Raw genomic sequence first — 20,615 nt, forward strand, 5'->3', positions numbered from 1 at the left:
ATCGTCTGCCTCAGCCTGCCAGTAATACGACCTTGCCAATAAGAAGCTGGATTGAAGCGGTCCTGTTCGGAATGGAAGCCGGGGTGTGGAGCCCCTCCATTGATCAGCCCTTCAGTAGCAGGCCCGTTCCGAAGACGACAATGACGACGGCTATTCGTATCACCCAGTGGAAGTGGCGCCGGTGACTGTCTTCGATCATCCCTGCTCGCTGGTAACTCTGCGCTACGGAGAGGGCTTGCATGGCGATGGTCAGGCCGATCCCGATCGAGACGACCGTCAGGGTCGCATCGGAGTTGATGATCGATTCGGCCAGCTTGTGTGATCCCGCTTTGCTGCCGGCGACCACCAGGGCCGCCATCTCGAGCACGGTGAGCACTGAAAGGAAAATGGTTTGCACGGCCAGGATGACCAGGAATTGGTTGGCTAATCTCCGTCCCTGATCCGGGGACATCTTCTTCCGCGACTCCGTGCCGACGATACGCCAGGCCTCGTATGCGCCACGATATTCCACGATCACGGCAAGCAGAACCACCGGTATCACCTGTGCCAGCAGGCCTGCGTAAGCGGATGTGTCCATCTATGGTTTCTTCTCCCGATGTCCTGCCCGTAAGGGAACGGGAGCCTATCTTGCCAGAAAGGGGCGAGGCGGACGATCTTGCCCGGGATGGCTGATCGGTACATTCGACCGCGGGCCCCTTTGCCGCCTCATCGCAATTGGGGTGCGAAGCCTTCGGCTTCGAGCAGCGATCTGGCGATGTGGTTCGTCAGGTTGCGGAACCCGAGGGCGGAGCCGCGGAGGTGCTCGAGCCGGTGGAACGCGGCCAGGTCAGGGGCGCCGAAAGGTAACGGGAGGTACGTTGCGGTCTTTCGCCGGACGGCGAGCGTGGGAACTCCTATCCTGGAAGATCTTGACCCCCGCCCCCGAGCGCCGCGCGCACCCCGGCTCCACCCTCAACTGCGAAGAGCCGCTTCCGTGCCCATACTTCAGGAGCCGACGATGGATGACGAGATTCAGCTGATCAGTGACGGCGACGGACTGGCGGTCATCGGGAATCCGACGGCTGTCGAACGCTTCCTGGTCTCTGAGGGACTGCCGTCGAAGGACCTCGGACTGCAACGGCTCAGATCTGTTCTCAGCACCGGGGCCGGAGTCGCACAGGCAGGTTCCGAGATCGCCGCCAACTCAGGTCGCTGGGTGAAGCTGTCCAAGGAGTCCGCGCGGCTTGTCGACAAGTACGGGCTGAGGACAAGCTCGAAGTCGGGTCTCAGCTCCGGTGTGCTGAAGGGGAAAAACGGCCAGATCAAGGGATTCGTCGAATTCGCGAAGGGGCCCGGATCGCTTCTGACCAACCCGGCGCTTCTGGCCGGTGCCGCGGGGATCATGGCACAGCTTGCGATGCAACAGACCATGGACGAGATCACCGACTATCTCGCCACGATCGACGAGAAGGTCGACGACGTGCTCCGCGCCCAGAAAGACGCCGTGCTGGCGGACATGATCGGAGTGGACCTCGTGATCGAGGAGGCCATGACCATCCGAGAGCAGGTGGGCCGGGTCTCCGAGGTCACGTGGTCGAAGGTGCAGGCCACGTCGGTGACGATCGCACGAACCCAGGCGTACGCGTTGCGTCAACTCGACGCGCTCGCGGAGAAGATGGAGCACAAGACCAAGATCGGCGATCTCGCGAAGACGTCCAAGGAGGCCGAGTCCAAGGTTCAGGAGTGGCTCGCCGTTCTGGCTCGCTGCTTCCAACTGCAGGACGCGATCGCCGTGCTCGAACTCGACCGGGTGCTGGACGCGTCCCCGGAGGAACTGGACCGGCATCGCCTCGGGCTTCGGGCCGCACGGCAGAACCGGCTGGAACTCATCTCCCGGAGCACCGAGCGTCTGATGGCCCGCATGGATGCGGCTGCCGGCGTGGCCAACACGAAGGTGCTGCTGCACCCGACCACGTCCCGGGCTGTGGTGCATTCGAGCGACCATGTCGCGATCGCCGTCGTCGACTTCCACGGGCGGCTCGGGATCGAGCGCGGTCGACAGGCATTGGAAGCGAGACGATGGGTGGACGCGGCCGCGGAGGTGAGGGACAAGGTGCTCGAGACGGGAGCAGAGGGCGTCGATGCCGCCAGGCACCTCGGCAACGAGACCCTCGACCGGGCCAGATCGGTGACGGGCAAGCTCTCCAGCGGGATTGCCGAGCGAGCGCTCCGCCGGCGCGGGAACGACGAGGAACGCGACAGGAAGGCTGAGTGAGCGCCGACCTGCAGCCACGGGTGCTCTCCGGTCGGACTCCGGCGACCATGCGCTGACGGTGGCCGGTCGGTGCCCCCTCGTGAGTGCGTCGAAAGACAGCCGATGGGGTCGTACGGGTAGGAAGGGGTACCGGGGCTGGGGGAGCGTGGGGAAGCGCCGATGACGACGGCGTTCATCCTGTGGGAAGGCGGCAGCCTGGGAGCCGCGCAGGTCGGCATGCTCCGCGCGCTCACCGCTCACGGGATCGGCGCCGACATGGTGGTGGGCGCCTCCATCGGTGCGCTCGACGGCGCCTACTACGCCGCACGCCCCGACGCCGCGGGCGTGGAGGAACCGGCCCGGCTGTGGCTGTCGGTGAGCAGCCACGACGTGTACCCGGTGAGCGGGCCCGACGTGCTGCGCACACTGGCAGGAAACCTGCCCTTCCATCCCCTGCCGGGCACCGTCGTCGTCGACCGGCCGCACCTCGACCCGAACCCGTTCGACGCCGAGCCGGCCGACCCGATCGTGCTGGTCCCCGCGCACCTGACGACCCTTACACCGCAGGCGATCCGGCGGCTGCGCCGTCGTGTGGCCGAGCCCTCGCAGGGCACGGTCCGCTGGCGCACCTGGGGGCTGGACGCCGAGGTCGCCCGCGTACGCGAGTGCCAAGAGCTGCGCCGATGGCCCGCCTGGGAGCCGCCGGTGGACGCACGCGGCGCCGCCGCGGAGCGGACCGGCGGCGCGCTGGTCTTCCGTGCCCCGCCGTCCCGCCTGCGCCTGTGGGGCGTCGACGTGGCCATGCTGGGCGAGTGGTCACCCCGGGCATGGACTACGTGTACCTCGACCCGGTCAGCCAGTGGGCGTCCTGCGGGAGCGACGGCGAGGTGCAGGTCTTCCGTGACTACCACCGCAAGGTGTCGGCGGCCCGGACCGCCCGCCGGGAGGTCCTCGCCGGTCTCCCGCCCGCCGCGCATCCCGACGACGTGAACCGCCTCGTCTGGCGGCACGCCGAGACGGTCCGCGCGCGCCGCGGCCCCGCCGTCCGGGTCTGACGCCGAGCCGGCCGCGGGAGGGCCGACACGGGTTGCGCCGACCTGCGAACCGCCCCCCGCCTGGGCAAGTACGATCGACCCGTGACCGAAATGACCGAAACGACGCCAGGCTGGCTCGCTCCCGACGAGATCGAGTCGATGCGGGGCCGGATGCCGATCCTGTACGTGGACGCTGTGCCGGTGCGCGTGGACGACACGGGCATCGTGACCCGCGTCGGCCTGCTGCTGCGGATCGGCGCCGACGGCACCGTGAGCCGGGCGCTGGTGTCCGGGCGGGTGTACTACCACGAGCGTATCCGCGACGCCCTCCTGCGCCACCTGGAGAAGGACCTCGGACCGGTGGCGCTGCCGAGCGTGCCGGTCTCGCCGACGCCGTTCACCGTGGCGGAGTACTTCCCGACCCCGGGGGTCACGCCGTTCCACGATCCCCGCCAGCACGCGGTCTCGCTGGCGTACATCGTGCCGGTACGCGGGGACTGCCGGCCCCGGCAGGACGCACTGGACCTGGAGTGGTTCACGCCCGAGGAGGCGGCCTCCCCGGTCGTGCAGCAGGAGATGACCGGCGGCCAGGGCGTGCTGCTCAAGCAGGCGCTTGCCCACGTCGGCCGCCTGACCTGATCGGGTCATTCCTCGGCGAAGGCAGGGCCGAGCGCGTCGCCCAGAACCTGTGAAGAAGGTCGCGAGGCAGCGGGATGCGCTCGGCGTACCTTCCCGGCAGTTTCTAGGCCAGCTCGCGGTCCAGCACAGTGGGGGAAAGGGCGTGCTGGACGACCATCGCAGCGGCGCCGACGACGCCCGCGTTCTCGCCGGCCTGTGAGGTGACGATACGAAGGCGCTCCGTGGCCAGCGGCAGCGAGCGACGGTAGATCGACTCCCGCACGCCCGCCAGCAGCATCTCGCCGGCCTGTGCGAGCGCCCCGCCGACCACGATCAGCGATGGGTTGAACAGGCTGACGCCGGCGGCCAGCACCTCGCCGATCTCCCGGCCGGCCTGCCGCACCGCCTGGCCGGCGATCGGGTTGCCGGCCTGTAGGAGGGCCACGACGTCGGCGTTGGTCGTCGCGTCGAGGCCGGCGGCGCGGAGCTTGGCGGCGATGGCGGGCCCGCTGGCCACGGCCTCCAGGCAGCCGCTGTTGCCACAGCGGCAGCGCACGTCGCCGGCGTGCGGGGCCAGGATGTGCCCCAGGTCGCCGGCCGCGCCGACGTCGCCTCGATGCAACCGGCCGTTGCTGATCAGGCCGGAGCCGATGCCGGTCGCGACCTTGACAAAGATCATGTTCTCTTCGTCGGGGAAGCAGCGGACGTGCTCCCCGAGCGCCATCAGATTGACCTCGTTGTCCACCAGGACCGGCACGGCGAAGCCGGCGGCGATTCGCGCGGGCACGTCGTATCCGTTCCAGCCCGGCATGATGGGCGGGTGGGCCGGCTTGCCGGTTGAGTGCTCGACCGGGCCGGGCAGTCCGACGCCGACGCCGGCCACGGGAGCGGTGGGGGCGTGGTCGGCGCGCATCCGTCGCCAGGTGTCGATGAGCAGGCCCAGCACCGCGTCAGGGCCGTCGGCGATGTCCAGCGCGAGCCTCTCGACCGCCAGCGGCTCACTGGTCAGGTCGGCGATGGCGACGGTGGCGTGGGTGGCCCCGACATCGGCTGCCAGCACCACTCGCGCGCGGGCGTTGAACACGAACCTGCTCGCGGGCCGGCCGCCGGTGACCGCGCTGTTGCCCCACTCGGCGACCAGCCCGGCGTCCATGAGCGCGTCGAGACGCAGGCGGATGGTCGACCGGGCCAGTCCGGTCTCGGCTGCCAACTCGGTACGGGTGCGCGCCTGCCCGTCCCGCAGCAACCGAAGCAGCTCGCCAGGCGACGTCGAGGTGGCGCTTTGCCCGTTACGCACCCCCTAATTAAAGCGAAGCGATCGTCATTCGTCGGCACCAGGGCCACTTGGCACACTGATCAAAAAAAGTTTTGGTGCCTGTGGCAGAACTTTCGTTGACCATCGACATAAGTCGACTTACGTTCATCGTATGTCTGTGACCGATCTATTACGGGCGTCCGGTGGGACCGGGTCCGAGCAACCGCCGCTGCGCGTGGCGGTCGTAGGCACGGGGTTCATGGGACAGGTGCACGCGGAGGCGGCCCGGCGCGCCGGGGCGAGCGTCGTGGCAGCGGTGGCGTCCCGCCCCGAGGGGGCCGCCGGTGCGGCACGCGCGGTCGGCGCGGACGAGGGCTACCCGGACCTAACGACCCTGCTCGACCACGCCGAGGTCGACGTGCTGCATGTCTGTACGCCCAACGCGTCGCATGCCCCCGTCGCCGCCGCCGCGCTCGCCGCCGGTGTGCACGTCATCTGCGAAAAGCCGCTTGCCACCGGGAGCGCGGAGGCCGTTGCGCTCGGTGAGGCGGCCGGCGATCGGGTGGCCACGGTGCCGTTCGTCTACCGCTTCCACCCCATGGTCCGTGAGTTGCGGGCGCGGCTGGCCGCGGGGGAGGCCGGCGTCGTCGCCAGCGTGACCGGCGGCTACCACCAGGACTGGCTGTCCCGCCCGTCGGACGACGACTGGCGGGTCGATGCCGCGCTCGGCGGGCCGTCGCGGGCGTTCGCCGACATCGGTTCGCATTGGTGCGACCTTTTCGAGTTCGTTACGGGCGACCGGATCGCGCGCCTGTCCGCGCGCACCGCGGTCGTGCACGAGCGCGCACGCGGGAACGGGAAGCCCACCGAGGACCTGGCCTCCGTGCACTTCACCACCACCGCCGGCATGGTCGGCACTCTGGTGGTGTCGCAGGTCGCCGCGGGTCGCAAGAACCGGTTGCACCTGGAGCTCTCCGGCACCGAGGCGAGCTTCGGCTTCGACCAGGAGGACCCGGAGCGGCTGTGGGTCGGCCGGCGCGAGGGCGGCCAGACGCTGCTGCGCGACCCCGGAACGCTGCACCCCTCCGCCGCGCGCTACGTCCGGCTGCCGGCCGGGCACGCGCAGGGCTACCAGGACTGCTTCAACGCGTTCGTTGCCGACACCTATCGGGCGGTGCGCGGCGAGGACGTGCCGGACGGCCTGCCCACGTTCGCGGACGGCCTGCGCGCCGTCAGGATCACCGAGGCGGTGCTGGCCTCGGCGGCCGCGGACGGCGCGTGGAGAGAGGTGCCGGCATGACGTCAGGCATCGCGACGAACGTGCGGCTGAAGGGGATCTCCAAGTCCTTCCTCGGCGTGCCGGTGCTGCAGGGTGTGGACCTGGAGCTGCGCGGGGGCGAGGTGCACGCGCTGATGGGGGAGAACGGCGCGGGCAAGTCCACGCTGCTCAAGGTTCTGGCCGGGGTGCACCGCCCGGACGGCGGCACCATCGAAGTCGACGGCGCCGAGGTGTCCTTCGCCGGCCCGACCGACGCGCAGCGGGCCGGCATCGCGATCATCCACCAGGAGTTCACCCTGCTGCCGCATCGCAGTGTCGCCGAGAACGTCTACCTCGGACGCGAGCCCGTGCGGCGGATGCAGGTCGACCGGCGGCGCATGGTGGCCGACACCCGCGAACTGCTGGACTGGCTCGGCGAGGACGGGATCGATCCAACCGACGCCGTGTCGTCGTTGTCGGTCGCTCAGCGGCAGGTCGTGGAGATCGTCAAGGCGCTGTCGACCGACGCTCGGGTGCTGGGGATGGACGAGCCGACCGCAGCGCTCGCCGATCACGAGGTCGAACTGCTCTACGACCTGGTGCGCCGGCTGCGCGAGCGGGGCATCGCGATCCTCTACGTCTCGCACCGCATGCGGGAGGTGTTCGACCTCTCCGACCGGATCACCGTGCTCAAGGACGGCCGGTTCGTCACCTGCGCCCCGACCGGAGAGCTGACCTCCGAGGACCTCGTCCGGCACATGGTGGGCCGCGACCTGGGCGAGTACTACCCGGACCGGGCCGCCCCCGACGACCTCGGGCCGGTCGTCTCGCGTTGCGCGGCGCCGGCAACGACCGCGTTCGTGAGCTGGACATCGAGGTGCGCGCCGGAGAGATCGTCGGGCTGGCCGGGCTGCAGGGATCTGGCCGCTCGGCGGTCGCACGCGCGGTGTTCGGCGTCGAGCCGTTCACCCGGGGCGTGGTGGAGGTGGACGGGGTGGCACAGCGGGTCACCCGGCCCCGGACTGCGGTGCGCCTCGGGATCGCGCTGGTCACCGAGGACCGCAAGGGAGACGGGCTGGCACTCCGCCAGTCCGTGCGCGACAACACGCTGCTGGTACGCCGCGCCGCGCTGCGTGGCGCACGCTCCCGCGCGAAGTCGGACGTCAAGGCGTTGCTCGACATGGTGACCGTGGTGGCCCGCGGCGAGCACCAGGAGGTGCGCTTCCTGTCCGGCGGCAACCAGCAGAAGGTCGTGCTCGCCAAGTGGCTGGCGGTCGAGCCGAAGGTGCTGGTCGTCGACGAGCCGACGCGCGGCATCGACGTCGGCGCGAAGCGGGCCGTACACGAGCTGCTGCGCGATCTCGCGAGGCGCGGCGTGGCGGTGCTGATGATCTCTTCGGAGCTCCCCGAGCTGATCGGGATGAGCGACCGGATCCTCGTCATGCACGACGGTGCGCCGGCCGGTGAGCTGCCCGCCGGCGCGAGCGAGGAGGCCGTGATGGCGCTGGCCACCGGGCACCGGGCCGGTGAGGCGGCGTGAGCGCTCTCGAGGAGAAAACCGTACCGGTCACGCAGAAGGTCACGCGGCCGGCGGTTCACCGACGACTCACCCCGGTCGCCATCGTCTACATCGCACTCGCCGCACTTCTGATCGTCGGCAGTGTGCTCGTCGGGCTCCGCGGCGAGGTCCTCCTCGACCAGGGCGGCATCCTCAACATCCTCACCCGGGCCACCGCGCTCGGCCTCGTCGCGATAGGACAGACGATGGCGATCCTCACCGGATCCCTCGACCTGTCCGTCGCCTACCTGGTCGGCCTCACCTCACTGATCGCCGCGGAGACGATGGCCGGGCGGGACGGCATGGTCGTGCCCGGCGTGCTGCTCGCGCTCGGCGTGGCCGCCGGCGTCGGTCTGGTCAACGGGCTGGTCATCACCGTTCTCAAGGCCAACGCGTTCATCGCGACACTGGGCGTGGCGCTGATCCTGCGCGGCTACCTCGAGGACAACTACACCGGCCCGGCCGGCGACGTACCGCGTGGCTTCCAGCACCTCGGCTACGACCGGATCGGCCCGGTGCCGGTCGCGGCGCTGCTCATGCTGGCCGTCGCCGCCCTGTCCTGGTGGTACCTGTCGCGGACCCGTCCCGGCTACCACATGTACGCCGTCGGCGGCGACATCGAGGTGGCCCGGCTGTCGGGGGTGCCGACCCGTCGGATCATCGTCACCGCGCACGTGCTGTGCTCGGTCGCTGCCGGCCTCACCGGGATCTACCTCGCCAGCCGGCTCGGATCGGGCGCCCCGTACGTCGGCACCGACGCCGGGTACGACCTGGAGTCGATCGCCGCCGTCGTGCTCGGCGGGACGCTGCTTGCCGGTGGCCGGGGTGGCGTCGTCGGCACCATCGGCGGCGTCTTCATCCTGGCCACCTTGGACACGATCTTCGACGACCTCGAGGTCGATCCGTTCTTCAAGGACGTGGTGCGCGGCGTCGTGCTCGTGACCGCGGTCGCGCTCTACGCCCGGCGCATGATGGCCAATCGCGCCCGCGGGAGGTTGACATGACCTGGCGTCCTCGCCTGGCCGAGGGCACCGCGCCGGTGCTCGTCGTGCTCCTTCTGCTGCTCGTCGGGCTGGCGATCGTCGGCCCGGCCTACGACGAGCCGTCCGGTTACCTGGCGCTCCTCAAACGTGCCGCGCCGCTCGTGGTCCTCGCGATCGGGCAGTACTTCGTCATCGTCTCCGGCGGATTCGACCTGTCGGTCGGCGCGCTGGTGACCGCGGGCGTGGTCATCGCGGCCCGGCTCATCAACGGGAGTGAGTCGGCGACGGTGTGGGTGATCCTGCTCGTGCTCGGGTTCGGCGTGCTGGTCGGCCTGGTGAACGGTCTGGTCACGACGAAGCTCCTGGTGCCGTCGTTCATCGTCACGCTCGGCATGCTGCTCGTGCTCGACGGCGCGATCTTCCTGTGGACCGGTGGCGCGCCACGCGGCGCGCTGTCCGCCGGGTTCCGGATGTTCGGGCGCGGTGCCGTGGATGTCCCGGTGCTCGGCAAGGTCCCGTGGTCGGTGCTCATCCTGCTGGCGGTCCTGGCGGCGGCGGTGCTGTTCATGCGCGGCGGCACTGGCCGGGCGCTGGTCGCGGCCGGCGACAACGAGGCCGCCGTGCGCCTTTCCGGTGGCCGGGTCGACCGGCTCCGGCTGCTCGCGTTCGTCCTCTCCGGACTGCTCGCCGCGGTCGCCGCGATCCTGCTCGGCGGGTTCGCCAGCGTCTCGGCGCAGGTCGGCGACGGCCTGGAATTCCGGGCGATCACCGCCGTCGTGCTGGGCGGCGTGCTCCTCGGTGGTGGGCGAGGGTCGGTCGTCGCGGCCGCCGCCGGCGCACTGTCCCTGGAGGCTCTGTTCACGCTGCTGAACCTGCTCGGCGTCAGCGGCGCCCTCGAGTCGGCCGTGCAGGGCGTGATCATCATCGCCGCCGTCGCCTACGCCTCCCTCGGCAGCGGCGTACGGCTGCGGTTGTGGCCGAAACAGCGGAACCCCGTGCGACCGGCGCAACCCGAGTCCTCCTGAAGTCCCCCCGGTAGTAAGGAGATCAACGATAATGACCAGGAAATGGGCCATAGTGGTCGTGGCGGGCGCGCTCGCGCTCGCCGGGTGCTCGAGCGACCTACCCGACGACAAGGCGGCCCCGAGCGGGGGATCGACCAGTTCGAGCGGGGGATCACCCAGTTCGGACGCGAGCAAGTCCAAGTTCTTCGACCAGGCCGAGTACGACCGCCAGCTGGCGTTCCGCAACGCCACGCCGGAAGGCCCGGACGGCAAGCCGTGGGAGCAGATGCTCCAGCCGGAAATGGTCGACACCGCGAAGTTCGCAAAGCCCGGCGGGAACTACACCCTCTGCTTCTCCAATGCCTCAGTGGACAACCCATGGCGGCAGGTGGGTTACAAGACCATGCAGCAGGAGGTGAAGCTACACCCGGAGATCACCAAGTTCACCGTGCTGGACGCGGAGGCGAAGGACGACAAGCAGATCAGTGACATCCAGTCGCTGTCCGGCCAGAACTGTTCCGCGATCATCATCTCGCCGAACACCACCGCCACGCTGACGCCGGCCGTCGAGCAGGCGTGCAAGACCGGCGTGCCGGTGATCGTGTTCGACCGAGGCGTCAACACCGACTGCCAGGCCACCTTCATCCACCCCATCGGCGGCTTCGCCTTCGGGGCGGACGGCGCGGAGTTCCTGAAGGAGAAGGTCAAGCCGGGCGGCAAGGTCCTCGCTCTGCGCATCCTGCCGGGCGTGGACGTGCTCGAGCAGCGGTGGGCGGCCGCCAACGAGATCTTCGCCGGCAGTGGGCTCAAGGTGGTCGGCGTGGAGTTCACCGACGGCGACGCGGCCAAGACCAAGGGCATCGTGACGGACTACATCCAGCGCGAGGGTCAGATCGACGGTGTGTGGATGGACGCCGGTGCCACCGCCGTCGCCGCCGTGGAGGCGTTCCAGGACGCCGGGGTCGATGTGCCCGCCATCGTCGGCGAGGACCAGCAGGACTTCCTGCGGCTGTGGGCCGACGAAGGCCTGACCGCGGTCGCGCCGACCTATCCCACCTACCAGTGGCGGACTCCGATCATCGCGGCGCTGAAGGTCCTCAAGGGCGAGCAGGTGCCGAAGGAGTGGGTGCTGCCGCAGCCGCGGATCACCGGCGAAAAGGTCAAGGATTACGTCAAGCAGGACATGCCGCCATTGCACTACGCGATGTGCGGGTGCGAGGACATGCCGGGCTACCCGGGGCCGTGGAAGTGAGCAGACATCCGCTCGGGGTCAACACCTGGGTGTGGACCTCGCCGCTGACCGACGCGACCCTGGGCGCCCTCGCGGCCAAGGTCGCGGGGTGGGGCTTCGATGTGCTCGAACTCCCGGTGGAGAACCTGGGCGACTGGGAGCCGCGACGGGCCGCCCAGGTGCTCGCCGATCACGGTCTCGGCGCCACCGTATGCCTTGTGATGCCGGCCGGTCGTGAGCTGGCCGCGGCCGACCCGGCCACCATCCGGTCCACCCAGGACTATTTGTTCGGCGTGGTGGACGCCGCCGCGACGGTCGGGTCGCCGGTGATCGCCGGGCCGGCGTACGCCTCGGTCGGCCGGACCTGGCGGATGTCACCGGCCGAGCGGGCCTCCGCGTACGCGCAACTGCGGGACAGCCTCGCCCCCGTGGTCGAGTACGCGGGCGCGGCCGGCGTGACGGTGGCCGTCGAACCGCTCAACCGCTACGAGACGAGCCTGCTCAACACCATCGGCCAGACCCTCGATGCGATCGGTGACCTACCGCACTGCGGCGTCGCGCTGGACCTCTACCACCAGAACATCGAGGAGACGGACATCCCGGCGGCGATCCGCGCGGCCGCCGGCCGGGTGGCGCACGTCCAGGTGTGCGGCAACGACCGCGGTACGCCCGGCGCCGGCCACCTGGACTGGCCGGCCATCCTCGCCGCGATCGACGACGCGGGCTACGCCGGCCCGCTGTGTATCGAGTCGTTCACGGCGGAGAACGCGACGATCGCGACAGCCGCCTCCATCTGGCGCCCACTCGCCGTGAGCCAGGACGCGATCGCCGTGGACGGACTCGAGTTCCTGCGAGGGGTGATGCCCCGGACCCGACGCTAGACCCGACGGCCGACTCAACACCAGCCCGACGGCGCCGGCACGCCGCACGGTCACGACCCCCCAGTAGTTCCTCGCGTCATGGAGGTACCGCATCTCATGAACGTGACCTGGCGTCCCCGGTGGGGACGGTGGTTCGCGATGCCCGTGGCCAGCGCGCTGGCGCTGACCATGATGGGCTCGACGCCGGCGACCGCGCACGAGGGCACGCAGGATGAAGCCCACGTGCTGATCTTCACGAAGACCACTCAGTTCCGGCACACCGAGGCGATCGAGCAGGGCGTTCCCGTGCTGGAGGCCGCCTTCGCCGACGCCGGCATCACCTCGCAGCACACCGAGGACTCGTCCATCTTCAACGACGAGGACCTCGCGCGTTTCGACGCGCTCGTGATGTTCCAGGCCTCGGGCGACCCGTGGACCGCCGACCAGAAGGCGGCCATGGAGCGCTACATGCGGGCCGGCCACGGCATCGTCGCCATCCACAACGCCACCGACATGCGTGGCAACTACGCGTGGTGGGACAACATGATCGGCACGCTGATGCCCGGTCACGCCGCCACCGGCACCAGCCCCGGCCTGCCCGGCACCGTCCGGGTGGAGGATCAGGTCCACCCGTCCACCAAGCACCTGCCGCAGCGGTGGGGACGCGCGGACGAGTGGTACAACTACGCGCTCAACGTCCGCGGCAACGCGCACGTGCTCGCCACGATGGACGAGACGACGTACGCCCCGGGCGGCAACGCCATGGGCTACGACCACCCGATCTCCTGGTGCAAGCCGTACGACGGCGGCCGCGCCTGGATGACCGGCATGGGTCACTTCGGCGCCCACTACACGGGCGAGGCGGCGCTGGTGCAGCACATCGTGGGTGGCGTGAAGTGGGCCGCCGGGATGGAGAAGGGCGACTGCGGCGGCACCACCTGGGACAACTTCGAGCGGGTCCCGCTGGACCAGAACACCAGCGCCCCGTACGCCATGGACGTCGCGCCCGACGGCCGGGTGTTCTTCACCGAGCTGGTGCGCGGCCAGATCCGCGTCTACGACCCGCGGACCAGGACCACCTCCACGGCGATCACGATCCCGGTGTACTCCGGCGGTGAGGACGGGCTGCTCGGCATCGCGCTCGACCCGGACTTCGCCAAGAACGGCTACCTCTATATCTACTACTCACCGGCGAGTGCGAACGACAGCGACCCGGCGAACTTCGTCAACCGCCTGTCCCGCCTCACCGTCGGGCAGGGCTCGCAGATCGACCGCGCCACGGAGAAGGTCCTGCTCGAGGTGCCGGCGCGCCGGCTCCCCGACGAGCCCGGTCACACCGGCGGCGGCCTCGCGTTCGGTCCGGGCGGGAACCTCTACCTGGGCGTCGGCGACGACGTGAACCCGCACTCCGAGCCGTCCGGCGGCTACGCACCGCTGTCCGAGCGGGACGGAACCTTCCACGACGCGCGGGCGACCTCGGCCAACACCAACGACCTCCGGGGCAAGCTCCTGCGGATCCACCCGGAGCCGGACGGCACCTACTCCATCCCCGCGGGCAACATGTTCGCGCCGGGCACGCCGAAGACCCGGCCGGAGATCTATGCGATGGGCTTCCGCAACCCGTTCCGGTTCTCGATCGACCCCAAGACCGGGGACGTCGGGCTGGCGGACTACTCGCCGGACAACAGCAACGACAACCCGGACAACCGGGGCCCCGCCGGTATCGCCGAGTGGAACCTCATCACCGAGCCCGGCTTCTACGGCTGGCCGCTGTGCATGGGCAACAACGAGCCGTTCCGCGACGTCGACTACCGGACGAACCCGGTGACAGTCGGCCCGTACTTCGACTGCGCCAAGCCGATCAACGACTCGATCCGCAACACCGGCCTGACCGAGCTGCCGCCGGCCAAGCCGGCCACGATGTGGTACGGCTACAAGCGGTCCTCGGTGCCGTCGGTCATCCCACAGGGCGGCGGCCTGGCTCCGATGGGCGGCCCGTTCTACGACTACGACCCGGACCTGCAGTCGGACACCAAGTTCCCGGCGTACTACGAGGGGAAGCCATTCTTCTACGAGTGGTCGCGGAACAAGATGTACTCGATCATCCCGAACGGGAAGGGCGGGGTCGAGAAGGTCAATCCGTTCCTGCCGCAGCAGCAGTTCCTCGCGCCGATCGACTCCAAGTTCGGTCCTGAGGGCTCGATGTACGTGCTGGACTGGGGTGGCGGGTTCGGCCGCGACAACCCGGACTCGGGGCTGTACCGGATCGACTACATCTCCGGCTCGCGTTCGCCCACGGCGAAGATCAGCGCCTCGCCGGACTCCGGCCAGGCGCCGCTGCCGGTCCGCTTCGACGGCTCGGCCAGCACCGACCCGGAGAAGGAGCAACTGCGGTACGAGTGGGACTTCACCGACGACGGCGTCGTCGACTCGACCGAGGTGAAGCCGGCCTTCACCTACACCGCGAACGGCGTCTACAACGCCCGGCTCACGGTGACCGACCCGGCCGGCAAGACCGGGATGACGACGGTGCCGATCACGGTCGGCAACACCCGGCCGGAGGTGAAGTTCAACCTGCCGCCCAACGGCGCGTTCTTCGACTTCGGTGACGAGGTGAGCTGGGACCTGTCGGTCACCGACGCCGAGGACACCAAGATCGACGACGCCGACGTGGTGATCCAGCCGGCGATGGGCCACGACGAGCACGCGCACCCGGCCGAGCCGCTGCACGGGCGTACCGGCTCGGTGGTAACCGCCCTCGGCGGCGGGCACGGCGAGGACATGAACGTCTTCTACGCGCTCGACGGCCGGTACTCCGACTCCGGCGGCGCGGGAGGCACCCCGAGCCTGACCGGTTCGCAAACCACGCTGATGTTCCCGAAGCAGCGGGAGGCGGAGTTCTTCGACGACTCGTCGAACGTGACGGTCGGCCCGTCGCGGGACATCGAGGGCCACGCGAACTCCATCTCCGGCCAGAACGGCGCCTGGGCGTCGTACGACCCGGTCAACCTGCACAACGTCGACCGGCTGGTCCTGCGCGTGTCGGCTGCCGGCGCAAGCAAGATCGAGCTGCGGCGGGGCGCGCCGGACGGTGAACTGCTCGGCACCGCGCAGGTGCCGGCGACCACGAGCGGCGGCTACGTCGACGTCCCGGTCGACGTGTCCGACCCCGGCGAGACGTTCAGCCTGTACGCGGTGTTCCCGGGTGCGGGTGAGCGGCGGCTGAACTTCATCGAGGCCGACGGCAAGGGTGTCTCACCGACGAGCAAGCCGAAGGTCGCCGTGACCTCTCCGACGCCGGCCGACGAGCTGGAGCCGGGCGAGATCCAGGTGACCGCGGACGCGAGCGACGCCGAGAACAAGATCACCAAGGTCGAGTTCTTCGTGGACGGCACGTCGATCGGCACCGACACCACAGCGCCGTACTCGGTGACCTGGAACGCCGCCGCCGAGAAGCGCTACCAGTTGACCGCGGTCGCGACCAGCGACAAGGGTTACCGCACGAAGTCCCGCGTCGTGCAGGTCGAGGTCGGCGACCTCCTCGGCGCCTGGCAGACCTACGCCAACACCACCGCCGGCTTCGATCGGCCGGACCAGGACACCTGGATCGTCAAGGCCGGCGGAGAGAACATGTGGCAGGGCACCGACCAGTACGGCTCGGTGTACCTGCCGGCAGCGGCCGGCGACACCTGGACCGCCACGGTGAAGATCGAGAGCCAGACGAACACCAACAACTCCGCCAAGGCCGGCCTGATCGTCCGCAACGACATCACCCGTCCCGGCGTATCGCCCGGCTACGCGGCGATGACGATGCGGGCGGGCCTCGGGTTCGAGTGGCTGCGCGACACCGACGGCAACGGCCAGCTCGACGCCAGCACCGGCGCCAGTACGACGAGCTATCCGTCCTGGGTGCGGATCGTGCGGGACGGAGGGAAGTACTACGGGTACTGGAGCAAGGACGGGAAGTCGTTCACCCTGGTCGGCGACCCGGTGACGCTGCCCGGCGCGGCCGGCACGCAGGACGTCGGCCTCGCGGTCACCGCGCACAACGCGTCCGCCACCAGCGAGGTGAAGTTCAGCGGCTTCTCGCTGGTCGACCGGGCCATCCACCCGGCACCGCCGGAGACCTCGCCGATCTGCGCGATCCGCGGCTCGGACACCTTCGACGGTGACGCGCTGAACACCAGCCGGTGGAGCACGGTGCGGAACGCGCCGAACCTGCCCGTACGGGTCGCCGACGGCGGGCTGGTGCTGCCGGTCACCAACGGTGACATCAACGAGGGTGCCGCCGGGCCGATCAGCTACGTCGGCCAGCGTGCCAAGACCGGGCCGTGGACGATCACCACCAAGGTGACCATCCCACACGATCGCGAGTGGCAGCACGCCGGTCTGCTCATGCACGGCACCGACAACGACTACGTCAAGCTGGCGTTCACCCGTAACTCGTCCGGCGGTCGGATCATGGAATTCCAGACCGAGGCCGGCGGCACGCGGACCTGGCACGCCAACGTGGGCGTGCCGGCGGACTTCCCGTCCACCGCGCACCTGCGGCTGGTCAGCGACGGTCAGAAGCTGACCGCGGCGTACTCCGCCGACGGCCGGACCTGGACGGCGCTCGCCGGCTCCGCGAACGTCATCCCGAACGCGACCGTCGGCCCCATGGCCGCCGGGGACACGGGGGCGGCGCGGGTCAACGCCGTGTTCGACCACTTCACCATCACGCCGGACGGCACGGACGACGGTGTCCGCGCGCCCGGCGACGAGTTCGACGGCAGCGCTGTCGACGGCTGCCGGTGGAACTCGGTGGTGCGATACGACTCGTCCAAGGTCGCGGTGAGCGGCGGTGCGCTGCGCGTCGAGACCCAGCCGGGCGACATCAACGGCACCGACAACGCCTCGCCGCGGAACTTCATCCTGCAGAAGATCCCCGCGGACGTCGCCGCCGGCAACTGGACGATCGAGACCAGGCTGACGCCGACGATGCTGCACAAGTGGCAGCTGGCCGGCTTCCTGGTCTACAACAACGACGACAACTACGTGAAGTTCGACGTCGTCGCCGGCAATGACGCCGGATCGCCGGCCAACCTGCGTGCCGAGCTGGTTTCGGAACGCAACGCGCAGTTCGGCAACGGCGGCAACCGGTCGATCGACATCGCGGACTCGTCCGAGAGCGGCTGGTACTACCTGCGGCTGAGCCGGAGTGGGAACACCTACTCGGCCCAGATCAGCGACGGGGGGGTCAACTGGACCTCACTCGGCCAGCCGGTCACCAACGACGCCGCGATGACCTCGTTCGGCCTGATGGCGATAGGCCCGGAGCAGACGCAGCCGGTCACGGTCGCGTTCGACTACTTCCGGGTCCTCGACACGACGGCGCCGAGCCTGACCGTGTCGGTCGATCCGGCGCAGCCGAACGGCCGGCGTGGCTGGTACACCTCGCCGGCGACGGTCACCGCGTCGGCGAGCGACGACCGCGACGGCCCGGTGCGCATCGAGTTCGCCCAGGGCGACGGCGCCTGGACCCAGTACCGCGAGCCGGTCCGGGTGACCGAGGACGGCCTGCGGGAGCTGCGGTTCCGGGCGATCGACGAGGCCGGCAACGTCTCCGCGCCGGCAGCGGTGTCCCTGCGCGTCGACACCACGGCCCCGGTCGTGAGCGTGGACGGCGTGGCGAAGGACGGCAAGTACGACGTCGGCACCTCGCTGCCGATCGCCGCCACGGCGCGGGACGCCACGTCGGGCGTCGACTCGGTGGCCCTCCGCCTGGACGGGGTGGCGATCGAGAGCGGTGCGGGTGCCGAGCCCACGGCGGGGGGTCACAAGCTGACCGTCGTGGCGACCGACCTGGCCGGCAACGACACGGAGGTGAGGGTCGCCTTCGAGGTCGTCGCCACCTACGACAAGACCCAGGCGCTGGTGCGGCGGTACCAGGCGGAGGGTCTGCTCGGCGACGAGCTCGCCGACCGCCTGTTCGGCCAGCTCCAAGCGGCCAAGGCCACGTCGGCGGCAGGCCGGACGGACCAGGCCAAGGCTGCCCTGGACCGGTTCACGGCGGCGGCTCGTACCGCCACCGACGAGTCGGTCCGCGCGCAACTGCTCGCGGCCGGTGCCTACCTGCGCGCCCGCCTGTGAGTAGATGGACGGGGAGCCGGTGCCGGCCGGCTCCCGACCGGTGCCGAGCACGCCCCGCGTGCTCCGGCATTTGGTCTTCTGGGGCGGCACCGCGCACGCGCCAGGAGGTGGCGGGCCAGGGCGAGCGCGGCGAGCAGCGCGACGAGCGCGCACACGCCCCACCAGCCGGCCGCGTCCCAGACGCGGATCCCGAGCCAGGATCCCGCGCTGCCGCCGAGGTAGGCACAGGTCATGTAGGCGGTGTTGAGCCTGCCGCGGGCGTCGGGCCGCAGGGCGTAGACCCGGGCCTGGTTGGCGACCATGCCGCACTGCATCGCGACGTCGAGCAGCAGCGTGCCGAGGGTCAGCGCGGCCAGGCCCGCCGTGCCGCCCAGCGACCCGGCGGCCAGGACCGCCGCCGAGAGGAGGACCCCGAGCATGCAGACGAGGTTCACCGGATCCGGCCCCACCCGATCGACCATGCGGCCGGCGACGGGAGTGCACAGCATGGTCGCCGCGCCGACCAGGGCGAGCATCCCGACGGCCTGCGCGCCCAGGCCGTACGCCGGGCCGGTGAGCAGGAGCGCCAGGCAGGTCCAGACGGCCGAGAACCCGGCGAAGACGGCCGCCTGGTAGACGCAGGAGCGGCGCAACTCGGGCTCGGCGCGCAGCAGGCGCAGCGGTTCGGCCAGGAGGGCCGGGTAACGCCGGCGGGTGGACGCGGCCGTGTCCGGCACCGTGACGGCCAGGCCCGCCGCGAGGAGCAGCGTCAGCGCCGCGGCCACCAGGTACGGAGCCCGCCAGCCCAGCCATTCGCCGAGGGTCCCGCTGAAGGTGCGGGCCAGCAGCATGCCGCCGGTCGATCCGCTCAGCAGCGTGCCGAGCACCGCTCCCCGGCGGTCGGCCGCCACCAGACCGGTGGCCAGGGGGCCGACGACCTGCGCGGCCACGGTGGTGAGCCCGACCAGCGCGGCGGCGGCGACGAGCGGCGGCAGAGCCGGCGCGCAGCCCGCGGCGAGCAGGCCGAGGCCGGTGAGGGCGAGCAGGATCACGAGGAACGGGCGGTGCGGGAAACGGTCGCCGAGCGGCACCAGCAGGACGATCCCGGCCGTGTAGCCGGCCTGGGTGGCGGTCACCACCAGGGCGCCCGCGTCGGGAGGCAGGTGCAGCCCGGCGGCGACCAGCGGCGCGATCGCCTGCGGGAAGTAGATGTTGCCCACGGCCACCGCGCAGGTGAGGGCCAGGATCGCGAGCATCCGGCGGCTCATGCCCCGACCACCGACTCACCCCGGCGCTGTCCGGTCATGTCGCTCACGACGACGAATGCGTGGGTCATGGACCGAAGTCCACGCCACGGGCCTTCCGCCGCCAATCGATGTAGCGTATGGCTTAATGATCAGCTTTGAGCTCGGCGTCGAGGATCTCGCGGACACGAGGTTCGCCCTCTCGCCCCTGACCGAGACGGTGCTCAGCCTGCGGGTGCTGCGCGACCCGGGCCTGTCCGCCGTGCATCTCCCGTGGCGCAGATCCGTCATCGGCAGGCTCGGCACGCTCGACACGGACCTGCTGATGTCCTTGGTGGCGGAGAGGTTCACCCTTCCCGATTTCCTGACCCCGAGGCCCGAGGTCTTCGCCCCGGGCTTCGACGAGGAACTGGCGGTGGTGCGCCGGACCCCTCCCGAGTTGGTCCGCCGCGACCTGGCGGTCACGCACGCGCCGGCTCCGCTCCCCGAGCCGCTGCGCGACGCCGCCGCCACCGACGACGCGCCGGTCGTACGGCTCCGGGACGCCGTCTGCGATCTCCTGGCGCGCTACTGGGAGATCGCGGTCAGGCCGATGTGGCCGCAGATGCGGCTGGTGCTGGAGGCCGACATGACCTACCGGGCGCGGCAACTGGCCGTGGGAGGCGCCCGCCTGCTGTTCGCGGGCATGCACCCGAACCTGCGCTGGGACGACGGCGTGCTGCACGTCGACAAGATGATCAGCAGCTTCCGGGGTCGCGGCGGCCGGGGCGTGGGGCTGCTGCTCGTGCCCTCCGTGTTCGCGCACAAGCCCGCGCCCCCGGTCGTCCCGGAGGAGCCTCCCACGCTGGTCTATCCCAGCCGTGGCGTGGCGACGCTCTGGACCCCGGCGCCCGTCGCGGACGAGACCGCTCTCGTGTCGCTTCTCGGCGCGCCGAGGGCGAGGCTGCTCGGCCTCCTCGGCGAGCCGCTGCCCACCGTCGAGATCGCGCGCCGTCTCAGGGTCACCCCGAGCGCCGTGTCCCAGCACCTGCGCGTGCTGTACGCCACGGGCCTGGTCACCCGGGCCCGCGACGGGCGGCAGGTCCTTTACCGGCGCAGTTCCCTGGGCGACACGCTGACCGGCGCGGGCCATCCGCGCGCGCCGTCTCGGCGGAGGAATCAGAACGAACATGACCAAATAGATCGCGATGTCTGTTCACGCGGCATAAACCCTTCGTTGTCGCGAT

The 20,615-nt window shown here is 70.4% G+C and carries 13 protein-coding genes and 2 pseudogenes; 12 read left to right on the forward strand and 3 right to left on the reverse strand.

The annotated features are described in order from the left end of the window. Positions 1 to 103 precede the first annotated feature (103 nt). Entirely contained in the window at positions 104 to 577 is a 474-nt protein-coding gene (locus tag B1L11_RS30515) for a hypothetical protein (protein ID WP_079318851.1), read from the reverse strand. A gap of 420 nt (positions 578 to 997) precedes the next feature. On the opposite strand from B1L11_RS30515, the gene B1L11_RS30520 reads away from it, so the two are divergent. The 3 genes from B1L11_RS30520 (at position 998) to B1L11_RS30530 (ending at position 3,906) form a co-directional block, all read left to right on the forward strand. Beyond that, complete coding sequence (locus B1L11_RS30520; protein WP_079318853.1) at positions 998 to 2,254, forward strand: hypothetical protein; 1,257 nt, start codon at positions 998 to 1,000, stop codon at positions 2,252 to 2,254. A 159-nt stretch (positions 2,255 to 2,413) separates the two neighbouring features. Then, entirely contained in the window at positions 2,414 to 3,223 is an 810-nt protein-coding gene (locus B1L11_RS30525; protein WP_079318855.1) for a patatin-like phospholipase family protein, read from the forward strand. Between the two features lie 155 nt (positions 3,224 to 3,378). After that, a complete protein-coding gene (locus B1L11_RS30530; RefSeq protein ID WP_079318857.1) occupies positions 3,379 to 3,906 on the forward strand; it encodes an NUDIX hydrolase family protein in 528 nt (175 codons plus the stop codon). A gap of 103 nt (positions 3,907 to 4,009) precedes the next feature. On the opposite strand, the gene B1L11_RS30535 is transcribed toward B1L11_RS30530, so the two are convergent. Then, positions 4,010 to 5,182 carry an ROK family transcriptional regulator gene (locus tag B1L11_RS30535; RefSeq protein WP_079318859.1) on the reverse strand — a complete coding sequence of 391 codons (1,173 nt, stop codon included), beginning with the start codon at positions 5,180 to 5,182 and terminating at the stop codon, positions 4,010 to 4,012. Between the two features lie 130 nt (positions 5,183 to 5,312). On the opposite strand from B1L11_RS30535, the gene B1L11_RS30540 reads away from it, so the two are divergent. From B1L11_RS30540 to B1L11_RS30570, 8 genes and pseudogenes are all read left to right on the forward strand, one after another. Next, positions 5,313 to 6,440: a Gfo/Idh/MocA family protein gene (locus tag B1L11_RS30540; RefSeq protein WP_079318861.1), complete on the forward strand. Its 1,128-nt coding sequence runs from the start codon at positions 5,313 to 5,315 to the stop codon at positions 6,438 to 6,440. A gap of 113 nt (positions 6,441 to 6,553) precedes the next feature. After that, positions 6,554 to 6,898, forward strand: a pseudogene (locus tag B1L11_RS54205) (ATP-binding cassette domain-containing protein); the annotation flags it as partial. A 377-nt stretch (positions 6,899 to 7,275) separates the two neighbouring features. Further along, the gene (locus B1L11_RS54210) at positions 7,276 to 7,938 is read left to right on the forward strand and encodes an ATP-binding cassette domain-containing protein (RefSeq protein ID WP_306291727.1); all 663 of its coding nucleotides are present in this window, start codon (positions 7,276 to 7,278) and stop codon (positions 7,936 to 7,938) included. Further along, positions 7,935 to 8,960, forward strand: coding sequence for an ABC transporter permease (locus tag B1L11_RS30550; RefSeq protein ID WP_079318863.1), 1,026 nt, complete (start codon positions 7,935 to 7,937; stop codon positions 8,958 to 8,960). The genes B1L11_RS54210 and B1L11_RS30550 overlap by 4 nt, the downstream gene beginning before the upstream one ends. Then, positions 8,957 to 9,964 carry an ABC transporter permease gene (locus B1L11_RS30555; RefSeq protein WP_079318865.1) on the forward strand — a complete coding sequence of 336 codons (1,008 nt, stop codon included), beginning with the start codon at positions 8,957 to 8,959 and terminating at the stop codon, positions 9,962 to 9,964. The genes B1L11_RS30550 and B1L11_RS30555 overlap by 4 nt, the downstream gene beginning before the upstream one ends. A gap of 31 nt (positions 9,965 to 9,995) precedes the next feature. Then, positions 9,996 to 11,195 carry a substrate-binding domain-containing protein gene (locus B1L11_RS30560; protein ID WP_079318867.1) on the forward strand — a complete coding sequence of 400 codons (1,200 nt, stop codon included), beginning with the start codon at positions 9,996 to 9,998 and terminating at the stop codon, positions 11,193 to 11,195. Then, entirely contained in the window at positions 11,192 to 12,055 is an 864-nt protein-coding gene (locus tag B1L11_RS30565) for a sugar phosphate isomerase/epimerase (RefSeq protein ID WP_079318869.1), read from the forward strand. Before B1L11_RS30560 ends, B1L11_RS30565 begins: the two co-directional genes overlap by 4 nt. A gap of 96 nt (positions 12,056 to 12,151) precedes the next feature. Next, complete coding sequence (locus B1L11_RS30570) at positions 12,152 to 18,166, forward strand: ThuA domain-containing protein (protein ID WP_179155396.1); 6,015 nt, start codon at positions 12,152 to 12,154, stop codon at positions 18,164 to 18,166. Here B1L11_RS30570 and B1L11_RS30575 read toward each other — a convergent pair. Next, complete coding sequence (locus B1L11_RS30575; RefSeq protein WP_256863028.1) at positions 18,145 to 19,401, reverse strand: MFS transporter; 1,257 nt, start codon at positions 19,399 to 19,401, stop codon at positions 18,145 to 18,147. The genes B1L11_RS30570 and B1L11_RS30575 overlap by 22 nt on opposite strands. Positions 19,402 to 20,122: 721 nt before the next feature. Here B1L11_RS30575 and B1L11_RS52345 point away from each other — a divergent pair. Further along, positions 20,123 to 20,410 (forward strand): annotated as a pseudogene (locus B1L11_RS52345) (transcriptional regulator); the annotation flags it as partial. Positions 20,411 to 20,615: the final 205 nt, after the last annotated feature.

It is taken from the genome of Microbispora sp. GKU 823, assembly GCF_002027145.1.
GTDB lineage: Bacteria > Actinomycetota > Actinomycetes > Streptosporangiales > Streptosporangiaceae > Microbispora > Microbispora siamensis.

Excerpts from the sequence above, each read along its gene's own strand:
- B1L11_RS30515 (WP_079318851.1), bottom strand. The coding sequence starts at position 577 with ATGGACACATCCGCTTACGCAGGCCTGCTGGCACAGGTGATACCGGTG.
- B1L11_RS30520 (WP_079318853.1), top strand. The coding sequence starts at position 998 with ATGGATGACGAGATTCAGCTGATCAGTGACGGCGACGGACTGGCGGTC.
- B1L11_RS30525 (WP_079318855.1), top strand. The coding sequence starts at position 2,414 with ATGACGACGGCGTTCATCCTGTGGGAAGGCGGCAGCCTGGGAGCCGCG.
- B1L11_RS30530 (WP_079318857.1), top strand. The coding sequence starts at position 3,379 with ATGACCGAAACGACGCCAGGCTGGCTCGCTCCCGACGAGATCGAGTCG.
- B1L11_RS30540 (WP_079318861.1), top strand. The coding sequence starts at position 5,313 with ATGTCTGTGACCGATCTATTACGGGCGTCCGGTGGGACCGGGTCCGAG.
- B1L11_RS30555 (WP_079318865.1), top strand. The coding sequence starts at position 8,957 with ATGACCTGGCGTCCTCGCCTGGCCGAGGGCACCGCGCCGGTGCTCGTC.
- B1L11_RS30560 (WP_079318867.1), top strand. The coding sequence starts at position 9,996 with ATGACCAGGAAATGGGCCATAGTGGTCGTGGCGGGCGCGCTCGCGCTC.
- B1L11_RS30570 (WP_179155396.1), top strand. The coding sequence starts at position 12,152 with ATGAACGTGACCTGGCGTCCCCGGTGGGGACGGTGGTTCGCGATGCCC.
- B1L11_RS30575 (WP_256863028.1), bottom strand. The coding sequence starts at position 19,401 with ATGCTCGCGATCCTGGCCCTCACCTGCGCGGTGGCCGTGGGCAACATC.